This is a genomic window from Psychrobacter sp. CX21 (assembly GCF_057396255.1).
In genome coordinates, this window is the sequence record NZ_JBXYJG010000026.1 from 1 (window position 1) to 21,915 (window position 21,915).

The following is a 21,915-nucleotide window of genomic DNA, read 5'->3' on the forward strand; positions in this document are numbered from 1 at the left end:
GGTAATCCTCCCAAAAAATAATAACACCTAAAAGTAGAAACTAACTGCTAAAATACTAGCAGGAGATTTCGACATGAAAAAATCAAGATTTACCGACACACAGATTGTTAACATACTCAAACAAGCAGAACAAGGCGTACCCGTCAGTGACATATTACGTGAACACAATATAAGTCAGAGCACCTTCTATAAATGGAGGAGCAAATACGGTGGTATGGATGCCTCACTCATTACCCGTCTTAAAGAATTAGAAGCTGAGAACGCTCGCTTAAAGAAGATGTACGCTGAAGAGCGTCTAAAATCAGACATCTTACAGGATGCCATGTCAAAAAAGTGGTAGCGCCGTCTAGGCGCAAAGAGCTTGCTGAGCATTACATCAAAGCCAGAGCCATTAGCGTACGCTTGGCCTGTCTGATCTTTAACATCAGCATAACCTGCTATTACTATCAGCCAAAGACAGCGGATGATAATGAGCAAATAGCCAAGCTGTTGATTAATCTGACAAACGACCATAAAAACTGGGGCTTTAAGCTATGCTTTCTATACTTAAGAAATGTACTCAGACTACCTTACAACCATAAGCGTGTTTATCGTATCTACCGTGAGCTTGAATTAAACTTAAGAATAAAGCCTAAACGCCGTATTAAGCGAGACAAACCACAAAAGCTTGCTGTACCAACTCATATCAATCAAAGCTGGAGCATGGACTTTATGCACGATGCTTTAACCGATGGTAGAGCCATTAGACTCTTTAACGTCATTGATGACTTTAATCGTGAAGCATTAACCATAGAGGTCGACTTCTCACTACCAGCTCAAAGAGTCATACGCAGTTTAAATCAGCTAATAGAATGCCGTGGCAAACCTGATCAAATCAGGTGTGATAATGGCCCTGAATATATCAGCAATGATTTAAAAGACTGGGCAACTGAGCAAGGTATTGTTATCGAATACATTGAGCCTGGCAATCCTCAGCAAAATGCTTATGTAGAGCGCTTTAATAAAACAGTTCGTTATGATTGGCTTAATCAGGAGTTGTTTAATAGTTTAGAGCAAGTGAGACAGCAGGCTGAGGCTTGGCTCAATCACTATAATAACGAGAGACCCAATATGGGTAATGGTGGCTTTACGCCGATTCAGAAACTTAATATGGCAGCTTAGTTCTACTTATTTAGTGTTTTAAATATGGGGGTATTTCCGTTTGGTTTGATTATTTATCCTTATTATATTGGCTATATTTTTCTACACTAATTTCAAACATATTTTATCAAGCTAGTATGCAGATAGTTTTGAGTATGACGAATGTATATAGGTTTAATAAACGCAAAAGTCTTGCTTTATTAGCTCTGTTCGTAACATCTTAATATTATGATAGGCATGCGCATGCGTAGTGTTTTGAAAGAAGACATATAATTGGTCAAAATGCTGTCGCTGATTAGCAATAGCTTGCGCCAATACGCGCATCTCATCTAACGTGTAGCGGTAATCATGTCGTTCACTGGCCGAATTGGCATCCCACCAGTCTAAGTTGTTGCCGTGTAGGCGCAAATATCCTGTGCGGCAATCTGTCTGAAAGCTCTGAGTATGGTTATTAAGATAGCTTTCTCTTTGTATTGTATTTAAATTTGCATACGAGTTTGTGTTCAAGTCTGCTTTTGAGGCTTCATTTAAAGTATTAAGGGCTTTACCATGTGTTCCAAGCTGTGTGAATAACAGTTTTGAAGCAGGGAGTCCATTCACATTAGGATAATCCACACTACACCAAATCAGCCCAAGCTTTTGAAAGCTATACTCAACCTGTGCCACATGCCAGCTTGGATGACGAAACTCTATGGCAAGCGGAAACTCTGCAAACCAATGTGTTAACTTGGCTAGATACAAGCGATTATGGATAGTGCGATTAAAGCCATGTGGGAATTGAAGTAATAGTGGGCCTAAACAGTCAGCTTCGATGAGGGGCTGTAAAGCATTTATGAAAGAGTTTGCCATCTCTGGCGTAGCACTGCGAGTATGACTAAAATCTTGATGTATTTTAATAGCAAACCGTATACGAGCGTCAGACTTTCTCACCATGCCTTCATAAGCTGTGCGACCTATCGGTGCAAAAAAACTACTGTTTATCTCAACGGCCCCATATTGCTTGGCATAAACCGCTAAAAAATCAGCCTTTTTAGTACCTGTTGGATATAACGTACCGAGTAAATCAGAATTACTATATCCGCCTGTACCTAGATAGACAGTAGGTGAACCTGACTTGGATTGGTTGTTGTCTTGAGTATAATCTAGAACATCATCTTGGGTCTCAGTAGACAGATTATTGGTCGATTCAATCAGTTCGTCTGAATTAGAATCTGGAGTGAATAAGGGTAGTGTCGTCATGAGAGTATTGTTTTATAGGTTATTGCAGGTTTGGATGTATGGCATAAGCGCATGATATTTACGCACAGTGATATGAAATTAAATTGCGTACTTGTGAATGCGTTGACATTCAGTGGTATAATCCCTCATTTTATACAATACGATATGCGCTATTTGTACGACTATTGCAATGCTAATAACCATCTCCATAGACTATGATATTAAAAAAGAATTCTATAGTCAGCGAAATACTAAACGGTTACGTTGTTATCGTCACTCGCTCTACCATAGTAGTACTTGCACTCGGTTGGCTTGAAACCATTTTAGATATACTTGACGATTTAGATTTCTTTGACAGCAGTAACTCATACCAAATTAAATATTATCCTAATTACCTTTAATTAGTGGCATTTTTTTGTACCTTCGAACCTGAAACTGGTAGATATACATGAACCTTGTGGTCATTGGTGTTAACCATAAAACAGCCCCAGTAGAGTTGCGAGAACGCCTAGCCTTTGTTGGCGATGACGTTCAAGCTGCTCAAGCACAGCTGCATGATATCACCGCAGGTAGTATCATCATATCGACGTGCAATCGTACTGAAATATACGCCCTAGCACCAAATGCATATACTGCAAATTCTAAACTTGTGGCAGATGCTGCAATCACAACGACTGCGTCACAAGCTGACATGATATCTGCTGAAGATCTTGCTGAAAAACTCATCTACTGGTTGGCAGGCTTCAAAAATTTACCTATTAATAATATACGACCTTATTTGTATGAGTATATAGATAGTCAGGCGTTAACTCATTGGTTGCGTGTGGCTGCGGGACTTGATTCTATGATATTAGGTGAACCGCAAATATTTGGTCAGATCAAGCGTGCGGTGAGTCATGTCAAACAAACAGGCTATCTTACCAATCATCTAAACTGGGTGATAGAACAAGTTTTTGCAGCGGCAAAACGTGTGCGTAATGAAACAGATGTTGGTACTCAAGCAATTTCGCTTGGGTTTGCTGCCGCCAAGCTGGTGACCCAAATATTTGATAAGCCTGAAGATACAACGCTATTGGTGATTGCAGCAGGGGAGATGAACCGATTAGTAACCCAGCATATTGCGGCGTTAGGGGTTCGGCGAATCTTGATATGTAACCGTACGCCTGAGCGCGCCCAACAACTTGCTGATGAGCTTAATAATCCAGGACTTAAGATAGAAGTATATCCACTGAACCAATTGACCTCATTATTACCACAAGCAGATATTGTCAGTAGCTGTAGTGGAAGTATGGACTCATTGATTGATAAAGCAATGACGAAACAGGCGTTAAAAAAACGACGCTATAAGCCCATGCTTATGGTTGATTTAGCTGTGCCTAGAGATATTGAATCGAGTGTTGGAAAGCTTGATGATGTCTATCTTTATTCTATTGATGATTTGCAGCACGTGATTGCGGGTAATCTTGAGAAGCGTCGACAGGCTGCGGTTGAGGCGGAGCTATTAGTCAGTCATATGGTGGTAGAGATCGAGCGCCGCTATCAGGTACGTAAAGTGGGTCAGGATATTCATGAGTATCGCCAAATTATTGACGACAAAGCTCAATTAATACTAAACGATGTACTGCATGAATTAAAATCTAGCGACGCCTCCACTGAATCGTTAATGATTGATCTAACTCGGCGGTTGACTCAAACCTTATCTCACCCGCCATCATATTTGATGCGCCGTGCTGCTCGTGATGGTAATGCGGAGAGTTTAGAATTGATCATATCTGGACTAAAAGACGCCTATCGTACTAAATAAGTTAATTTTTCTTATAAAAAATAACCTATCGTAATAAAAACGCCCACTACTATGTCGTGGGCGTTTTTGTTGTGCTGATATTAAAATAAATTTTAATATCAGCACAACACTTGATAGTTAAACAATCAATCTTTATCACTTATTATGTGCTAGTACTGTGCTCTCATACTAAGCTCTAGTGCCTAAAATACAGGGTTCATAAGGGCCGAAAAGAAATGCGGAATCACATTAGGCGATAACGCTATGGTGGCGATAACCCCGAGTGCACCACCCCATAAATGCGCTAAGTGATTGATATTTGAGCCACCCTTGTTGTTAGCATAAATACTATAGGCGACGTAAGCCACGGCAAATAAAATAGCGGGAATAGGCACTACTGCAAACAGATATAACATGCTCCATGGCGCTAACAATATATATGAAAACAATACCGCAGAAACACCCCCTGAGGCCCCTAAACTTCGATAGCGTGGATTATCTTTATTTTGGACATAGCTGGGAATCATCGCCACAATGATAGCCACCAAATATACCACTATAAATCCAAAGCCCCCTAAATATTGATTAAAAAAGCGTTCAATGACACGGCCGAAGAAATACAAGGTAAACATATTAAATAATAAGTGCGTCCCATCGGCATGAACAAAACCATGGGTAATAAATCTAAACCACTCTCCTTTTTTAACCGCAATAGGGTTAAATATTAATTTGTTCATAAGATCATTATTTTGCCAAGCTAAAAAGCTTACTATCACTGTCAAAATAATAATTATAGTAGTATGGCTACTAAGCAAACTGTCCAATGTTATCCCCTTGGATTGTTGAGATTTTGCGCTATATACATAAGTTTGATAAAACCTGTCTTTAAAGTTAACTGATGTAACTGATGAAAGGTTAAGCAATCAAAATTGGGCGTATAAATTACAATATTTAATTAAAATTACCATTTCTTTGTTCAAAAATTAAACAATTATATACTCTTATATAGAGGACTACGTATATTTAAAGTGGGTTTTAACAAGATTTATTATAAATTTGTGACCAATTATTATTAATGTAACATGGTTTAACGTTTACATTACCTTAATATAACGATATGCGCCTCATTATGCAGTATTGTATACTCAGTATAAAATGTTAATTGATGACTTAAGACATATTTTTAAAAAATCGTAAGATATATTTTTTAATAAAATCACTTACATCATTTATATTATTTTTTAAGACACTGATTATATTTAAGTTTATATTTATATTTAAGATTTAATCAGACAAATAACGCTTAGCTTTCAATGTTATTTAAGTAAATTTGTTATTATTTCAAACGAGTTATTAAAGCAAATACATTATTAAAACAATAGTGGTAGTAGTTTATTGCTATCTTTTACTTTTGAATTTAGGAGTTTAATTTATGGATATTATTGGTCATTTAAATCGCACTGTTACGCCAACTATATTAGATGGTACGCATGGTTCAGAAAATGCAAATTTACTCGAGCAGTTTTATGCTCTATTTGCAGGTAAATTAGCTGATAACGATTCTTACCATAGCGTAGCTGGTAGCGAAATTCGCAGTGATGATGTTGGTCTTTACGACCGTCTATGGACAAACGAAGCTGATCAAACAAGTATTGTTGATCAGCTTGCTACGCATAATAATGCTGATAAATCATCAGTAAGAAGTCTAGTGGCTGCTGCTGCACCTTTGGCTCTCAATGAAATTAAAAGCCTTGCAGGTAGCACACCAGTACCTGAATTCTTACGCAATAACATGTCTTCTTTTAGTAGTCATATTCCAACCTGGGCATCTACTGTATTACCTGCTGGCGTTTTAGGTGCTGGTGCTGCAACTACTGCAGCGCCAACCGCTGCACATGCGACGACTGAAGGTCATCGTATTTCTGATACTACCAGTACAGCACCCTTACACCGTGAAGAAAAAGAAGACGGTGGCTTTATGAAAGCCCTATTGCCAATCATTGGTTTAATTATATTAGCAGCATTGGCTTGGGCGCTATTAAGAGGCTGCCAAGATGATCCTCAACCTACAGCAACACCTGCACCTGTAGTTGAAGAACAGCAAACTACTGAAGAGGTTGGCGCATTAGCGATGGAAGCTGAACCTGCTGCTTTAGCATTAGCAACAGGCGAAGGTAACCAATTATATTCATGCCGCATAAGTGTTGGTAATGATAGCTTAGGGGATACGGTTGTTTCTGCTGTGACTGATGTATTCGGCGACGAAGCTGATAAGTGCCGTGTAGATTCTGATGATAACTTCGCTACTGATATGCCAGCGGCTGAGCAGCTAAGTGCTTTACTCCCTATTATCCAGCAGTCTCCTAATGCAAGTGTTATCTTTAAAGGTGATGAAGTATTAGTGAACTCTCCAGATGATGCTGACCTAGATAAGTTAGTGAGCGATTTAAAAGCAGCAGCACCAGGTCTTAATATTGTTGCTGAAGGTCCTCTAGACTTACAAGGTGAGATTGATCGCAGTATCGCTGATGCCAATGCTGGTCTTGATGCCTTAGGTGATAATCCAGATCCACGTGATGTAGCGCGTGCATTAAGCCGTCAGGTTATCAACTTTGAATTTGACGAATCATTCATTCCTGATGTGAACAAGCCTGTACTCGACCGTGCTGTTAAGATTATGCAGGACACGCCAGATATGGAATTGTTAATCATTGGTCATACTGATGCTATCGGTTCAAACGATTACAATATTCCTTTATCACAGCGCCGTGCTGAATCGGTTAAAGCATATTTGGTTGAACAAGGTGCTGATCCTGCCCGTTTAAAAATCAAGGGTATGGGTGAGTCTGATCCTATTGCAACTAACGAAACAGATCAAGGTCGCTTCCGCAACCGCCGTATTGAATATGTTGTATATGACGAATCAATGGGTGTTGCTGACGAAAATGGAATCGTGGTAGCTGCAGATTCTGAAATTCGTGAAACTGAAGTTAAGAATAAAGGCAATAATGTAGCTACAACTCCTGCTACTACAACGCCTGGTACTACTACCGATGTTGATATGCCTGATCCTGATTTGAATCCACTCGATAACAACAATGATGATCTATTACCAGATGGTGATGATCCATTACAAGACCTAGATCCAGATTTAAATCCATTAGATAATAATAACGATGATATTACACCTGATAGCGACGATACGATATTAGCACCAGATGCCCAATAATATTTAATCATTGCTATCAATAGTTTTAATTAATTATCGACCTTAAATAGTTGTATTTTAATTAGAACGTTGTTAATCAAAAATCTGCCCAACGCTATGTTGGGCAGATTTTTTATTATTAGTAATTAATCATTTCTGTATTTAAGCCCAATTGGATAAAAGGTATTAGCCTAATTATATTGTGTCGGATCTTTTAAACTTGCATTCATATTTAAGCCATTTGAGATTGTATCTGAGAAAAAGGCTTCTAAAACTCGACACCGCGCTTGTTGCCAATATTTGAATTGAGCACATGTGTCATGCAGATTACCTTTCCATTTAGGGATATCGCTCTGCATGGTACTTAACCGATCTTGATTTGGCATAGGCAGCGTTTTTGCAGCTTGGATACCCTGTAGGGCGGCATCACGGTCATTACATACCAGTGCCATATCGCAGCCAGCTTGAAGGGCAGCTTTGACACGCGCACTGGCATCACCAGCGACGTGCGCCGCTTTCATGGATAAGTCATCAGAGAATAGTACCCCTTCAAATCCTAGGGTATCTCTTGCAATACCCTGAAGCCAAACTTTGGAGAAGCCTGCTGGTTTGTCATCAATTTGTTTATAAATAACATGAGCGGGCATAAGCGCATCGATGAAAGGTTGGCAGTGTATAAACGGCTTTAAGTCAGTTTTCTTAATCGTATTATAATCACGCACATCTATGACATCTGCCACATGCGAATCTGGTGCAATCGATCCATGACCAGGGAAATGCTTAGCAGTGGTAGCCATTCCCGCATTTTTCATACCGCGCATAAATTCTTTAGAAACTGAGACAATCGTATCAGTATCTGAGCTAAAGCTTCGATCTCCGATAACTTGGCTGACACCATTGATATCGAGTACGGGTGAAAAGCTGATGTCAATACCAACAGCGAGTACCTCAGCGGCCATTAGATAGCCGCAATCATAAGAGAGTGATAATGCCAATGATGGATCATGCTTAAATAACTCGCCAAGCCTTCCCATCGCAGGTAGCGGGGTAAATCCTTCGCGCAACCTTGAGACTCTACCGCCTTCTTGATCAACCCCAATGATAATATCAGTTTTTATGGCATGGATTGAATCACATAAATCGCGTACTTGTTGGGGCGTGTCAACATTACGGGCAAATAGTATAATACCGCCCACAACCTGTTCACGAATCAAAGCACGGTCTTCTTTTGTCAGCTGCGTGCCTGCCACATCAATCATTAAAGCACCGTACATACAGTTACCTCATTATTTCATTTCAAATATTCGTATTAATTCGATATTATTGCAGTTAAAGTATTTAAAGCCAACAATTGACCCCAATATCTTTATTATTCTACATTTTTTTATTCTATCGTTATTATTCATAGTTGATGCCTACAGCTAAAGAACGTTAAAAGCTAAAGAATGTGAAAGATAAGTTGTACAGTTTTAATCACTTAAAAAATATTTGTTGTGATAATATCGAATCATTATAGTTTGTAAAATCAAGCGAGAGTATATATGAAGTTTCAACCAACACAATTGGTACTTGGCGTTGCTGCAATCGGTGTTGCAGGAATTGTATTTTCCCAAAGTTATACAGAAGCTGTCGCCGCTGAACATTCAGCTTTTGATGCGACACCTGAGCAAAGATTGACCACTCGCCAAGTAGCCGCACTGCTGGATAGGGGACATTATTCTAACCGTCGACTTGATCAAGATATGGGCCGAAAAATTTTAGATATGTATTTTGATCGTCTCGATCCAAACCATACTCTGTTTTTACAATCTGATATCGATGAGATGACCCGCAAATATGGTGCTCAATTCGCAAATCTATTGAAACGAGGCGATCTAAATGCCGTTCAGGATATATTCGATCGTTATACACAGCGTTCAAATGAATATTATAGCTACGCGCAAAACTTTTTGTCGCAAGATATAAACTTGAATCGAGATGATTCGGTGGTGCTCGATCGACAAGAAGCCCCGAGATTTAAAACGGCAAAAGATCAAAGAGACTATTGGGATAGGCAGTTAACACTACAAGTTATTAATCTTACCTTAGCGCAAGAAGAAGACAAAGCAAAAGATGAGCTTTATCGTAAAAATCCTGAACTTACCAAAGGTAATGACTTAATATTGGGAGAGGATAGATCTCCTAAACAGATATTGCTAAGCCGCTTAAACCGTCAAAAAGAACAACTTGAACGTATCAAAAGTGATGAGATCATGGAGTCGGTACTAAACAGTGCGACCCTTACCTATGATCCGCACAGTAATTATTACGCGCCAATTCAAGCGGTTGAGATGCAAGTGCAGTCCAATTTGCAGCTCGAAGGTATCGGTGTGTCTATTAGACCTTACCGTAAAAACCCTGACTACACTCAAATAGTGACATTAGTCGATGGAGGGCCTGCTGCAAAGTCAGGTCAAGTGCTGCCCAACGATTTAATCATCGCTGTCGCCAAAGATGGTGAAAAACTACAAGATGTGGTGGGGTGGTCGACACGGGAAGTGGTGTCTTTAATCCGCGGGAAACGGGGTACTGATGTTACTGTTAAACTAAAACAGCCCAATAGTCCTGATGCGGCCGCACGTACGGTGGTGATTACTCGTGATATTATCGAACAAGAAGATGCAGGTGTTACGCACCGTGTTATCGAGGTCACGCCTACTGGTAGCGAAGAAGTTAAGCGTATTGGGGTGCTTGAGATTCCAAGCTTTTATCTAAACTATCAAGCGCGCCGTAATGGGCAAGACTATCGCAGTGTCAGTATAGATACTCAAACTGAGCTCAAAAAGCTTATTGAAAAAGGTGTTGATGGCCTGGTTGTTGATTTAAGAAATAATCCTGGAGGGTCATTAGATGAAGTGGCCAAAATGCTAGGTTTATTCTTAAAAGAAGGCCCTCTTGTTCAGATTCGCGACAATCGCGGTAATGTTCAAGTTTATAAAGATACTGATGGCGGTAAGCAGCTCTATTCAGGCGATATGGTAGTGCTTACAAACTTAGCATCTGCCTCCGCTTCTGAGATCTTTGCGGCGGCGATTCAAGATTATGGACGTGGTTTGGTCGTTGGTAGTACGACTACAGGAAAAGGTTCGGCGCAAATACAATTGGATAGTTTGGCCTTAGGGTCTGCAACCTTGACTCAGCGAAAATTTTATAGAGTGACAGGGGGCAGTACGCAAAATAAAGGAGTAGTTCCTGATGTTGAGCTGGTAAATATATATGAAGGTGCTGAATTTAGTGAGCGTGATCAAAAATACGCCATGAAATGGGACACCATAAAAACATCCCCCTATAAACCTGAAGGTAAGTTTACAAGCGATACGCTCGAAACCTTGAACCAGCAGTCTCAGATTCGTCAAAACTTGAACCCTCATTTTGTTTATTTGGATACTCTAAATAATATACGCAATATGGAAGATGACACAAAGGCGGTGACGTTAAACATCAATGAACGCCGAGCGCATCAAAAACGTATCGAACAAAAAACGCTACAAGCAGAGAATGCCCGACGCATTGCACAAGGCAAAAAACCGTATGACAATTGGACTCAATATCAAGCTTCTATAGAATCACTATTTGAAGAGCGTAGTCGTATGAAAAATGATGAGAGACCAAAATTGCCTGAGAGCGAAGCCTATGTGATTGAAGCGGCGAAAATAATGTTAGATGCTAATCGTCTAAAACGTGCTCAATAGCTTATTTATTTATAATGTAATAAGTTGAGACTGTTTCTTTATAGTAATGTAAATTAGCTCGGTGTATTTAAAACATAAGGTTCCGGGACTAGTTTTGCTATCAGAGACAATATGCAGTAAGTAAATGATTGAATTTATATAAGTTTAAAGGCTTAATATAGATAATTTTTAAGTATGTAAGTATATGCTTACATCATTATACGCATTAGCTACTTACATACAGTTACTTAATTTGAGATTATAGCTCTACGGCATCAAGGATGATGACTCAAGGATAGAGTATCCAAATCATTTTAAACTAACTTAGATTAAAGTATCCTAAACGCTAGTTTAGTAAGCAGGTTTTATAAGCTAACACTATAGTATGTTTCGAATTTTAATTTACCGTTTATTGATAGGCTACTGTTATCGCTTTATGTCTTATTTATATATCTAGTTTGATATTTTAATTTGATATTGGTTTAAACTTAGCGATAACTAAGTAAAGATACTCATTCAAAAATCTTTTTAAGATTTTGATTATATAAAGCAGGATGCTTTTAGTCTTTGAATATTTAAGGATGAATATTTGAAGACACTTTGTCAGGATGACAATCAATTAAGCTGCATAATTTAATTATGCGGCTTTGTTGTTTTTATAGTCTTTAATTCCTAATAATTGTGTTTAAGGGTTTAAATCCAGAAGTATGCGCTTAGGGTTTATGAGCAATATTATTTTCTTTACAAACACTTACGTAGTTTTTAATGTAAATATAATTTTATTAATGCATCTTTCTCTTTGATTGTTTATTACATTAATAGTTTATAACTATAATTGTTTAAAAATAGGTACCTCCTAATCTATTATTCGTATTAGTAACGAGCTATAGCAAACTATTGATTTAGTTAACTATAATTTAATCTTTAAAATGGTAATACAAGAGTAGACTCGAGGTTTTACATTAGTGATATTGCTGTGTAAGCATATGCTTACACATCAATACGATATTACGACTTACATATAATTACATAATTTGAGATTATAGCTCTACGGCATCAAGGATGATGACTCAAGGATTGAGTACCTTAAAATTTTTATATTTTATTGTCTGTATTAGGGATGATTGCTATTTAAAGATCGATTAACGAAATATTTAGTTGTATATTTCAAATAGCATCTATGAACAGAGTGTCTAGATTGATATTGTGTCATGGGTAACGTAAGGAAACATTATTATTTATAGATTGACAGGATGTTAAATCTATAAGTGATTAGTAATACACTAGAGCAAGGATGCTATTTATTATTTACAAGGCTAGGATGGTCTATAAATAATAACTGTTAGGATGACTAAAAAGAGCCGTATATCTATGATATGCGGCTCTTTGTATATGTATAAGTTTTTTTAAGAGCAATTTGATCTAAATTTTTTGGTTTAAGCTAGAGTGTGTCAGTTGGATTATAATTTTACGTAATATTACGCGTCACGTGCCACACTACCTTGTAAGAGTTCTGGCAATTCAAGCACTTCAAACTCTGAGTTCTCTAAATGCTCAGGTCGAGCAATAACCAATGCTTCAAATCCTGTGCCTGATGGACTAGAAATGGCGTTCACCACTTTTATTTTATCTAGATTGTCTCCTTCATAAGGTGTTTGACCCTCGCCTTTTATACGATGCAGAAATGCTTTTGGAGAGGCTTTGAAATATATACGTGCAATGACTTCTTGACCTAAATAGCATCCTTTATCGTAATCTACTCCGCCACGTTGATGCAGTCGCAGCTCTTGGGGTTGAAACATCCCTTGAGTCGCGGCAACTATCCAATAATTACCCGTTTCAATACTACGCGCCATCCAAGCATCCACATCGCTATTACTCGCGTCTTGGGTGAATGTTGCTTCCTTTTCCACATTATCAGAATCCAATACGCACGGATATACAGGAATAGGGTCAGTTGTAGAAAACTTTGAAAACGCGCCGAACTTTTTGATGTGTGCTTGCAAACTTGGCATCAGATCGGCGCTTAAGACCAAATCAAATTGGTTTTCATCCTTCTTTTTAACCCACATACCAAAATCTATACGACCTTTTAAATTTGCTAGTGCGACTGGCTGATAGCTAAGTCCAATTTTGGTAACGTCAGCTGTAAGCTGATTTTGTAGAAATTTTTCGGCATCATTACCTTCTAGCGTGATCATCTCAAATGAAGGAGCAGTCATATTTAATACCTCTTTTATTATCTTTGATGTTGTCATCTTATTTGAGGGTTTTATCATACCCATTTATTGTCATTGGTTATTTTATAATAATAATGAAGTTGTTGTTCTCCATAAAGATAGGTTGTGTTGATGTTTTTTAAATGAACAGTGAGGCGATTATCTTATTCATAGGTTAAGATCTTGTAGATCAGCATTGTTATTGTAGTATGAAAGTTTTGAAATAAGCTTTGGAATAAGCAAAGTCTAAACAACTAGCGTACAATAGTATTGAACGACCTATATGCAAAATATGCGTGCGTTCGCGCATCAAATAACACTTAAAATTGAGGTTTATATGAGTTTACCGAATTGTCCAAATTGTGATTCTGATTTGACTTATGAAGACGGAGCGCTGCTGGTTTGCCCTATGTGTGCTCATGAATGGACAGCATCAGAAGCTGAAGATGACAGTTCTGATTCAAATGAAGCGGTTATCCGTGATGCTGTTGGTAATGAGTTAAAAGATGGCGATGCGGTGACGGTGATCAAAGATCTAAGAGTTAAAGGGTCGTCTACTCCTATCAAAGTCGGTACTAAGGTTAAAAGCATACGTTTATTACACGATGCGCCAGATGATCATGATATTGACTGTAAAGTGGATGGGTTTGGGCCGATGAAGCTTAAATCTTCAGTCGTCAAAAAAGCCTAGTAATTAAGATGATTCATAAAAGTGGCGCAGCTAAAAAGATTGCGCCATTAAAATGAGAAATATCTAGATCACTTGGGCTGTGACTGGTTTATAGTATCTATAAAATATGCTAAATCTACAAACTCTGTATACTCTACAATATCTTTAACCTTACTTCTTAAGCCAATAAACAAACATTTCAATAAGTCGTCTAGTTGGGCTAATAGATGAACTACTCAATATGCTTTCGTGAGGCTTATCAAATACGATAAGTTATCGCCCATAAATCACATTTTATGTGCATGATTCACTACATCTAAAATAAATCTAATCTTATGATTATTAACTAAGTTTTAATGATTAAAACTGTATGGTTTATGAACCCATAATACTTTTATGGGTTTACGTGATACAATCATAGTATAAGGAATAGGAAGCAATTTTCGAGAGAATTAATCGTGTAAAATGCTATAATAATTTTATAAAATCGCATGTAAGTTAAGTGGTTGTTTATAGCTTTTTTAATAGTGATTGTCGTTAATTGACCCTTTTCAGATCTATGTCTTTTTTGAAGTATTTATTAGCAATAAACTTTATTTTAATATAAGTATTGGATCAGTGTTCTGAAGTCATTTTATGTATCTATTATTTTCTAAGTAGCCGTTAAGGAGTTTGTATGTCGAAGAAAGAGAATCACAAGCAGAAAGGTAAAAAGACTGAAAAAATCGATGACAGCTACGTCACTGATAAAAAAGGCATAGAGAAATACGAGACAAAAAAGAAAAAGGAAGGGTCACGTATTAAAACCAAAGAAGTGATAGATGATGTATTACTAAAAGATTTAAAAGAAGGCGATACAGAACATCTATCAGAGCACCTGCAATCTTTGATTCATGATGCCTCTCCTGATGATCTTGTCGTGCTTAAGGATTTGTTTGCAGAGCATGCGCTGGCCAACAAGGTTAAAACAGGCATCAAAAAAGATGATGAATTGTCTGACAACTGGCGTCAAGGCGGTTATCCTTATAAGAATCGTTTATCACGTAAAAATTACGAAAAGCAAAAATATCACCTACAGGTTGAGCTACTAAAGCTGCAAAAATGGGTAAGAGACACGGATCAAAAAGTCGTCATCATCTTTGAAGGACGTGATGCCGCGGGTAAAGGTGGGTCAATCAAACGCTTTATGGAGCATTTAAACCCTCGTAGTGCTCGTGTGGTTGCACTAGAGAAGCCAACTGACCGAGAGCTTGGTCAATGGTATTTCCAGCGTTATATTCAGCATCTACCTTCTGTTGGTGAAATGGTATTATTTGACCGTTCTTGGTATAACCGTGCGGGTGTTGAACGGGTAATGGGCTTTTGTACAGATGAGCAGTACGAAATTTTTATGAAGCAGACGCCTGAATTTGAAAAACATCTTATAGATTCTGGTATTCATTTAATCAAGTTTTGGTTCTCTGTGAGCCGTGATGAGCAGCGTCGCCGCTTTAAACAGCGTGAAGGCCACCCCCTTAAACAGTGGAAATTATCCCCTATTGATATGGCCTCATTGGATAAGTGGGACGAATACACCCTTGCTAAAGAAGCGATGTTCTACAATACAGATACCGCAGAGTCGCCTTGGATTGTTATTAAATCAGACTGCAAAAAACGTGCGCGTCTAAACGCCATGCGTTATGTTTTAAATAAACTTCCGTATGAAGGTAAAGATGCTAAGCAAGTAGGCAATGTAGATCCATTGATTGTGGGACGTGCAGGCGCACTCTATGAGCTTGGTGAGAAGGATGATTTAGCAATTTCATAATGTTGGCTTTTGATTTTAAAAAAAGGAGCATTGAGCTCCTTTTTTTTATGTGTTTAAGAGTACAAAAATGTATGTCACTTTTAGCCACATTAACAAATTGAAGACTCGATCAAGTTGCAGACACGCCCCAATATCAAAATATATAAATAAGCGTTTCATACTAACTTTCGGGAAAATTTTATAAGACTATAAAAATATATATAGGAGAAAGTTATGTTGTATTTTGCTTGGATATTGGGACTGGGTTTTGTAGTCTTGCTATCGATATCAAATGCGATATGGCTTGAAAATGCGGAAGGTCGTTTGGAGTCCATTGAAGCAGAACGCGAGTGATTAAAAAATCTTGAACATGATCATTAGAATGACCGTTGATATTATTCACTTAGATTCTTGAATATTAGATTCTTAAATTTAAGTAGTTTTATGGTTTGATACAAAGTGGGCTCATATGAGCCCGCTTTTTTTTGTTACCATATGCAATAAACTAAATAAATTCTATAACGCCCCTATTATTAATTTTATCTATTGCGAGAGAATAATATGAGTACTAAAAACGAACAACTTTTTCTACAAGCTAAAAAACATATTCCAGGTGGCGTAAATTCGCCAGTAAGAGCTTTTGCAGGAGTTGGTGGCACGCCTATATTTATGCACAAAGCCAAAGGTAGCAAAATCTATGATACCGAAGACAATGAATATATCGACTACGTGGGCTCATGGGGCCCCATGATTTTGGGTCATGCCCATCCTAAGGTTATAGACGCCGTTAAGTCAGCTGCTGAAGATGGCTTAAGCTTTGGTACACCCACCACATTTGAAACGTCAATAGCTGACACCATTTGTGAATTGGTACCAAGTGTCGATATGGTACGCATGACCAACTCAGGCACAGAGGCCACCATGAGCGCGATCCGCTTGGCTAGAGGCTATACAGGACGCGATAAAATTGTAAAGTTCGAAGGCTGTTATCACGGGCATTCAGACAGCTTACTGGTGAAAGCAGGCTCAGGTATGTTAGACATAGGCGAGCCGACATCAAAAGGTGTACCTGCAGACTTTGCTAAGCATACCATCACCTTACCTTATAATGACCCAAAAGCTATTAAAGAATGCTTTAAGAAATGGGGTGATGAGATTGCTTGCGTGATTGTAGAACCCATCGCAGGCAACATGAACATGATTATACCCACTCAAGAGTTTCATGACACCTTGCGTGAAGAATGTACCAAAGGCGGGGCGGTTCTTATTTTTGATGAAGTTATGACAGGATTTAGGGTTGATTTGCATTGTGCTCAATCTTATTTCGATATTGAACCTGATTTAACCTGTTTTGGTAAAATTATTGGCGCAGGACTCCCTGTTGGGGCGTTCGGTGGTAAACGTGAGATTATGGAATGCATTGCGCCCTTAGGCGGTGTGTACCAAGCGGGCACACTATCTGGTAACCCGTTGGCCATGCGTGCAGGTATTGCTATGTTTGAAGACATCACTGTCGACGGCTTTCATCAATTAGTAGCTGACAAAGTCAGCTACTTAGTAAACGGCATTCAAACTGCGGCTGACAAACACGGTATTGAGATGCGCAGCACCAATCTTGGCGGTATGTTTGGACTATTCTTTGTAAAAGATGCGTCTACAGGCGTGCCTCAAAACTTTGACGAAGTCACAGATTGTGATGTTGATAAGTTCAATACATTTTTCCACGCTATGATAGATAAGGGTATATATTTAGCCCCTTCGGCGTATGAAGTTGGCTTTATGTCATCAAAACATACTCAAGAAGATTTGGATGCTACCATTCATGCGGCGGATGAGGTATTTGCGCAGATGTCTAACGCCTAAATTTTATTCAATTATTCTCTGATTTTAATCGTCATAGTTTGTTAGAATGAGATTCTGAGTGCTTTTGCACTCAGATTATTAACAATTCAGCTTATAATTTTTATACGTTATAAAGCGTAAAAAATATAAATTGGGTCACTCACTATACCCTCTTATTTTTGCATTAATTTAAGGTACATTACTGCTTATGCCTAATAATTTTCTTCAAGATAATGAGCTGTTGGCGGCCATTGATATTGGCTCTAACAGCTTTCATTTAGCCATAGCCCGTCTGGATCATGGTGAAGTTAGAAAAATTGCTTCTATGTCTGAAAAAGTGCAATTGGCTGCCGGCTTAGATGAAAATAAAGTATTAAGTGAAGAAGCCCAGCAGCGAGGATTAGAATGCCTTGCTCGGTTTATGGGAAGACTGGACTCGGTATCTTCTGACAGGCTGCGTATTGTTGCAACCAACGCGCTGCGTCAAGCGAAGAACGCAGAGGAATTTATAATGCGCGCCAATCGAATACTACCAAAGCCGATTGAGATTATCGCAGGTCGTGAAGAGGCCCGTCTGATTTATCTTGGGGTATCACATACCAATGCCAGTAGTGATAAGCGATTGGTTATTGATATTGGCGGCGGTTCGACTGAGTTTATTATTGGTCAAAAGTTTGAGCCTTTATTAACAGAGAGTTTGCAGCTCGGCTGCGTGGCGCATACCAAGCGCTTTTTTGACGATGGTAAGATCACCGAAAAAGCGTTTGAACATGCTATTGCCGATGCCCGAAAAGAAGTGCTACGTATCAGTGGCACCTATCAAAAGACAGGTTGGAGCAGTGTCATCGGGTCAAGCGGGACTATAAAGGCGGTACGTAATGTATTAGTCTCTAAAGGGTGGGCGAACGAACAAGAATGTATTACCTATCAAGGGGTGAAAAACCTTCAAAAACACTTAATAGAAGTAGGACGTGTAGAAGATATTGATTTGGATGGCGTTAAAGAGCATCGAAAATCAGTTTTTCCTGCTGGAGTTGCCGTATTAAGAGCCGCAATGAAAATTCTAGGAATCGAAACCATCGCTTATTCTGATGGTGCGTTACGTGAAGGTGTGATGTACGATATGCTTGGGCGTTTCGCGAGCGAGGATGTACGAGATCGCAGTGTACAAGCTTTGATAGAGCGTTATTCAGTAGATAAAAAGCAAGCGACTCGTGTGGTAAAAACTTGCGAGCATTTGTTCGATTATTCACATGACCTGCTTGATTTTAATAGTGAAGATGGTGATTTATTACGCCGTGCAGCCTATCTACATGAGATTGGTTTGGCCATTAGTCATAGTGGCTACCATTATCACAGCGCATATTTACTAGAACATTCTGACATACCCGGATTTTCGCAAGTAGATCAGCTGCGAATGTCACAGTTAGTACGCAACCATCGCCGTAAGCTTAAATCTGACAATTTTGATCAGGCAGAAATCGTAGGTGGGGATGATCTTATCTATCTCTGCCTTTTATTGCGTTTGGCAGTATTGGTGCATCGTAGTCGCAATGATCAGGATAGAAGCGCTTTAGCACTAAAGATATCCGATAAAGACACATGGGAGGTAAGCGTTGATTCAGATTGTAGCGGTGAGGAATACGATTTGATTGTATCTGATTTAAAAGATGACATTGATCAGTTCAAAAAGTGGGGCGTTGACTTAAATGTGGTTTATAAGCCCCTTAATTAATGACAATCGTTGCAGCATCATTTTTTTGCGAACCTATTTATTTTTATTACCTATAAATAGCGATATCTATAAGTAGCTTTATCTATGAATAACTATATAAAGGAAATAATATGAGTGCAGTTTGGAGCAGTGTCGGTCTTGCAAGGCATGCCAAACGCCCTTTATTCTTAGATTATGTTGGGCAGCTCTTCACCGAGTTTGATGAGTTACATGGCGATCGAGCGTTTTCAGATGATAGAGCGGTGATAGGCGGCTTGGCCAGATTTAATGGTGAGCCTGTACTCATCATAGGCCAGCATCGAGGACGTAGTACGCGAGAGCGTATCGCTCATAATTTTGGTATGGCGTATCCCGAAGGCTATCGCAAAGCAATTCGTTTAGTGAAACTTGCTGAACGTTTTAAATTACCTGTGATGACCTTTGTGGATACTCAAGGGGCTTATCCTGGCGTAGGTGCTGAAGAGCGGGGTCAGGCACAAGCCATTGCTCAAAGTATCGCTACATTTAGTAGTTTAAAGACACCTATCATTGTGACCATTATTGGTGAGGGCGGCTCTGGCGGGGCATTAGCGATTGGCGTAGGGGATAGAGTGAATATGCTCCAAAATAGTATATATTCTGTCATTTCGCCTGAAGGCTGCGCGTCTATACTTTGGAAAACGGCTGAAAAAGCACCAGAAGCTTCCAATGCGCTAAAGCTTAATGCTGATAACTTATATCAGCTGGGTTTAATTGACACCATCATCGATGAGGGTGAGGGCGCTCATGTCGACTCTAAATTGGTCATGTCCAATCTTAAAAAGTTATTAACCCAGCAACTCAAAGAGTTACAACAATTAGACGCCGATACATTGGTAGAAAAACGTTATGAGCGCTTGAAAAGCTTTGATTCTACATTAAGTTTAAATACAAATGACAGCTAAGTTAAGGCGAAAAAACAGATAAAGCAATGCGTAATTAAAGAAACGAGCCTTGAGCTCGTTTTTTTTGGTTTGTATAGTAGTAAAGCTAGTCTGAATTAAGAGATGGTATTAATATATAATATAATATATATTAATTAAGCAATTGGTTTTATTTCATAACTGCTTATAAGAGTCTGTAATTCAAACAAATGTTGGTGATACTGACAAAACATTAAGCATCATTGATGGTATCATTATAGGCCTAGGAGTCTACTATGGTAATTGGTGGGGGTTGATAGGTTTAGTGCCTTTAATAACAGGGCTAACTCGTTCTTGTCCGCTTTACACCATACTCGGTATGAACACTTGCAAAACTAGATAGTATGAGCCCCATTTAAGGAGCCCATCCTGAATTCTGTGTAACTGCAATTTAGATTAAATGCTTACTAACACGCTCATCGAACATAATCATAAATCGATTAAGAGCAGACGTCCAGTTACGGATGGGCATCGACCACTTTTTAGACGCCTGCTGAGTCGCTAGATAAACAACCTTTAACGCCGCTTGATCAGATGGGAATATCTTACGCTTATTCACAGCGGTACGAATCACGCTATTTAATGACTCGATAGCATTGGTCGTATAAATGGCTTTTCTAATGTCTTTCGGGTAATCAAAGAACACGGTTAAGCCCTCCCAATTATTGCGCCAAGAGGTAACCACATGCGGGTATTTATCGCCCCAGATCTCATTAAACTGCTCAAGGCTAGCCTCTGCCAGCTCAAGCGTATCAGCACCATAAACCGCCTTTAAACCAGCCGCTACTTTTTTTCTATCTTTCCATGGTACAAACTTCATAGAGTAACGTACCATATGCACAATACATAGCTGAACCTGTGTGTTTGGATATACCGTATTAATTGCCTCGCTAAAGCCTTTTAAACCATCCACACAGGCAATAAGAATATCTTGAACCCCACGGTTTTGTAGTTCAGTGAGAATACCTAGCCAGAACTTAGCGCCTTCATTCTCCGATAGCCACATACCCAGTAGCTCCTTTTTGCCCTCAAGATTGACGCCTAAGGCCAGATAGATGGCTTTATTAATGATTTGCTTGTCTTGACGTACTTTAACGACAATGCAGTCTAAATATACGATAGGATATAAGCTACTTAGTGGACGATTCTGCCATGCTGTGATGTCATCTATGATGTTGTCAGTAACCCTTGATACGAGACTGGTTGAGATATCAACGTCATAGATATCTTTGATACTCTCAACAATCTCAGTGGTTGTCTGGCCTTTGGCGTAAAACATGATGATTTTATCATCGAGCCCAGTGATACGAGTTTGATGCTTTGCAACCAATACAGGATCAAAGCTTCCTTCACGGTCTCTGGGTGTAGATACTTCAATCTCACCTGTGTCACTGCGCACTGTCTTTTTGGTGTGACCGTTGCGCTTGTTTGGGGTATCCGCCTTTTCATGCTTAGGATAGCCTAGATGCTCTTCCATCTCGGCTTCTAATGCAGTGTCAATAAATGACTGCATGAGCTCTTTTTGAAATGCTTTGATGTCTTCAAAGCTGCCAACGTGTTTGGCCATTTGTTCGGCTAGTTTTTTTAGTTCTGTTTGTTTTGTCATTGCTTATTCTCCTTTACTATGGATTATAAGCAGTTACACAAAGTTTGGGAAAGTCTC

16 protein-coding genes are annotated in these 21,915 nt (G+C 38.9%); 11 read left to right on the forward strand and 5 right to left on the reverse strand.

Annotated features, from left to right (window positions below; translation table 11 throughout):
- The first annotated feature begins 73 nt into the window (after positions 1–73).
- A protein-coding gene (locus AC2SLP_RS11185) for an IS3 family transposase (protein WP_486535860.1) occupies positions 74–1,161 on the forward strand; the annotation gives its coding sequence in 2 pieces (ribosomal slippage) (positions 74–326 and positions 326–1,161; 1,089 coding nt in all).
- 153 nt (positions 1,162–1,314) lie between these two features.
- Here AC2SLP_RS11185 and AC2SLP_RS11190 read toward each other — a convergent pair.
- A complete protein-coding gene (locus AC2SLP_RS11190; RefSeq protein WP_486536742.1) occupies positions 1,315–2,379 on the reverse strand; it encodes a DUF72 domain-containing protein in 1,065 nt (354 codons plus the stop codon).
- Between the two features lie 427 nt (positions 2,380–2,806).
- On the opposite strand from AC2SLP_RS11190, the gene hemA reads away from it, so the two are divergent.
- A complete protein-coding gene (gene hemA, locus AC2SLP_RS11195; RefSeq protein ID WP_486536743.1) occupies positions 2,807–4,162 on the forward strand; it encodes a glutamyl-tRNA reductase in 1,356 nt (451 codons plus the stop codon).
- 182 nt (positions 4,163–4,344) lie between these two features.
- On the opposite strand, the gene AC2SLP_RS11200 is transcribed toward hemA, so the two are convergent.
- On the reverse strand, positions 4,345–4,965 hold the full coding sequence (locus tag AC2SLP_RS11200) for a rhomboid family intramembrane serine protease (protein WP_486536744.1): 621 nt from the start codon (positions 4,963–4,965) through the stop codon (positions 4,345–4,347).
- Between the two features lie 608 nt (positions 4,966–5,573).
- On the opposite strand from AC2SLP_RS11200, the gene AC2SLP_RS11205 reads away from it, so the two are divergent.
- Entirely contained in the window at positions 5,574–7,370 is a 1,797-nt protein-coding gene (locus AC2SLP_RS11205) for an OmpA family protein (RefSeq protein WP_486536745.1), read from the forward strand.
- A 170-nt stretch (positions 7,371–7,540) separates the two neighbouring features.
- On the opposite strand, the gene nagZ is transcribed toward AC2SLP_RS11205, so the two are convergent.
- Complete coding sequence (gene nagZ, locus AC2SLP_RS11210) at positions 7,541–8,623, reverse strand: beta-N-acetylhexosaminidase (RefSeq protein WP_486536746.1); 1,083 nt, start codon at positions 8,621–8,623, stop codon at positions 7,541–7,543.
- Positions 8,624–8,890: 267 nt separating this feature from the next.
- On the opposite strand from nagZ, the gene AC2SLP_RS11215 reads away from it, so the two are divergent.
- Positions 8,891–11,080, forward strand: coding sequence for a carboxy terminal-processing peptidase (locus AC2SLP_RS11215; RefSeq protein ID WP_486536747.1), 2,190 nt, complete (start codon positions 8,891–8,893; stop codon positions 11,078–11,080).
- Between the two features lie 1,457 nt (positions 11,081–12,537).
- Here AC2SLP_RS11215 and ygfZ read toward each other — a convergent pair.
- Positions 12,538–13,281 carry a CAF17-like 4Fe-4S cluster assembly/insertion protein YgfZ gene (gene ygfZ / locus AC2SLP_RS11220; RefSeq protein WP_486536748.1) on the reverse strand — a complete coding sequence of 248 codons (744 nt, stop codon included), beginning with the start codon at positions 13,279–13,281 and terminating at the stop codon, positions 12,538–12,540.
- 334 nt (positions 13,282–13,615) lie between these two features.
- Between ygfZ and AC2SLP_RS11225 the strand changes: the two genes are divergently transcribed.
- The 7 genes from AC2SLP_RS11225 to AC2SLP_RS11255 all read left to right on the forward strand — a co-directional run bounded on the left by AC2SLP_RS11225 (position 13,616) and on the right by AC2SLP_RS11255 (position 20,595).
- Positions 13,616–13,969, forward strand: coding sequence for a zinc ribbon domain-containing protein YjdM (locus tag AC2SLP_RS11225; RefSeq protein WP_486536749.1), 354 nt, complete (start codon positions 13,616–13,618; stop codon positions 13,967–13,969).
- A gap of 655 nt (positions 13,970–14,624) precedes the next feature.
- Positions 14,625–15,755: a polyphosphate kinase 2 gene (gene ppk2 / locus AC2SLP_RS11230; RefSeq protein WP_486536750.1), complete on the forward strand. Its 1,131-nt coding sequence runs from the start codon at positions 14,625–14,627 to the stop codon at positions 15,753–15,755.
- A 213-nt stretch (positions 15,756–15,968) separates the two neighbouring features.
- Positions 15,969–16,088: a cytochrome bd-I oxidase subunit CydX gene (gene cydX / locus AC2SLP_RS11235; protein WP_486536751.1), complete on the forward strand. Its 120-nt coding sequence runs from the start codon at positions 15,969–15,971 to the stop codon at positions 16,086–16,088.
- Between the two features lie 207 nt (positions 16,089–16,295).
- The gene (hemL, locus tag AC2SLP_RS11240; RefSeq protein ID WP_486536752.1) at positions 16,296–17,597 is read left to right on the forward strand and encodes a glutamate-1-semialdehyde 2,1-aminomutase; all 1,302 of its coding nucleotides are present in this window, start codon (positions 16,296–16,298) and stop codon (positions 17,595–17,597) included.
- Between the two features lie 187 nt (positions 17,598–17,784).
- Entirely contained in the window at positions 17,785–19,311 is a 1,527-nt protein-coding gene (ppx, locus tag AC2SLP_RS11245) for an exopolyphosphatase (RefSeq protein WP_486536753.1), read from the forward strand.
- Positions 19,312–19,421: 110 nt separating this feature from the next.
- Positions 19,422–20,234 carry an acetyl-CoA carboxylase carboxyltransferase subunit alpha gene (locus AC2SLP_RS11250; RefSeq protein WP_486536754.1) on the forward strand — a complete coding sequence of 271 codons (813 nt, stop codon included), beginning with the start codon at positions 19,422–19,424 and terminating at the stop codon, positions 20,232–20,234.
- 178 nt (positions 20,235–20,412) lie between these two features.
- On the forward strand, positions 20,413–20,595 hold the full coding sequence (locus AC2SLP_RS11255; protein ID WP_486536755.1) for a YgaP family membrane protein: 183 nt from the start codon (positions 20,413–20,415) through the stop codon (positions 20,593–20,595).
- Positions 20,596–20,643: 48 nt separating this feature from the next.
- Here the strand turns inward: AC2SLP_RS11255 and AC2SLP_RS11260 are convergent, their stop codons facing one another.
- Positions 20,644–21,858 carry an IS256 family transposase gene (locus AC2SLP_RS11260; RefSeq protein WP_486535535.1) on the reverse strand — a complete coding sequence of 405 codons (1,215 nt, stop codon included), beginning with the start codon at positions 21,856–21,858 and terminating at the stop codon, positions 20,644–20,646.
- Between the last annotated feature and the right edge of the window lie 57 nt (positions 21,859–21,915).

Coding starts and splice junctions, on each gene's coding strand:
- AC2SLP_RS11190 (WP_486536742.1), bottom strand. CDS start 2,379: ATGACGACACTACCCTTATTCACTCCAGATTCTAATTCAGACGAACTG.
- hemA (WP_486536743.1), top strand. CDS start 2,807: ATGAACCTTGTGGTCATTGGTGTTAACCATAAAACAGCCCCAGTAGAG.
- AC2SLP_RS11205 (WP_486536745.1), top strand. CDS start 5,574: ATGGATATTATTGGTCATTTAAATCGCACTGTTACGCCAACTATATTA.
- nagZ (WP_486536746.1), bottom strand. CDS start 8,623: ATGTACGGTGCTTTAATGATTGATGTGGCAGGCACGCAGCTGACAAAA.
- AC2SLP_RS11215 (WP_486536747.1), top strand. CDS start 8,891: ATGAAGTTTCAACCAACACAATTGGTACTTGGCGTTGCTGCAATCGGT.
- ygfZ (WP_486536748.1), bottom strand. CDS start 13,281: ATGACTGCTCCTTCATTTGAGATGATCACGCTAGAAGGTAATGATGCC.
- AC2SLP_RS11225 (WP_486536749.1), top strand. CDS start 13,616: ATGAGTTTACCGAATTGTCCAAATTGTGATTCTGATTTGACTTATGAA.
- ppk2 (WP_486536750.1), top strand. CDS start 14,625: ATGTCGAAGAAAGAGAATCACAAGCAGAAAGGTAAAAAGACTGAAAAA.
- cydX (WP_486536751.1), top strand. CDS start 15,969: ATGTTGTATTTTGCTTGGATATTGGGACTGGGTTTTGTAGTCTTGCTA.
- hemL (WP_486536752.1), top strand. CDS start 16,296: ATGAGTACTAAAAACGAACAACTTTTTCTACAAGCTAAAAAACATATT.
- ppx (WP_486536753.1), top strand. CDS start 17,785: ATGCCTAATAATTTTCTTCAAGATAATGAGCTGTTGGCGGCCATTGAT.
- AC2SLP_RS11250 (WP_486536754.1), top strand. CDS start 19,422: ATGAGTGCAGTTTGGAGCAGTGTCGGTCTTGCAAGGCATGCCAAACGC.
- AC2SLP_RS11260 (WP_486535535.1), bottom strand. CDS start 21,858: ATGACAAAACAAACAGAACTAAAAAAACTAGCCGAACAAATGGCCAAA.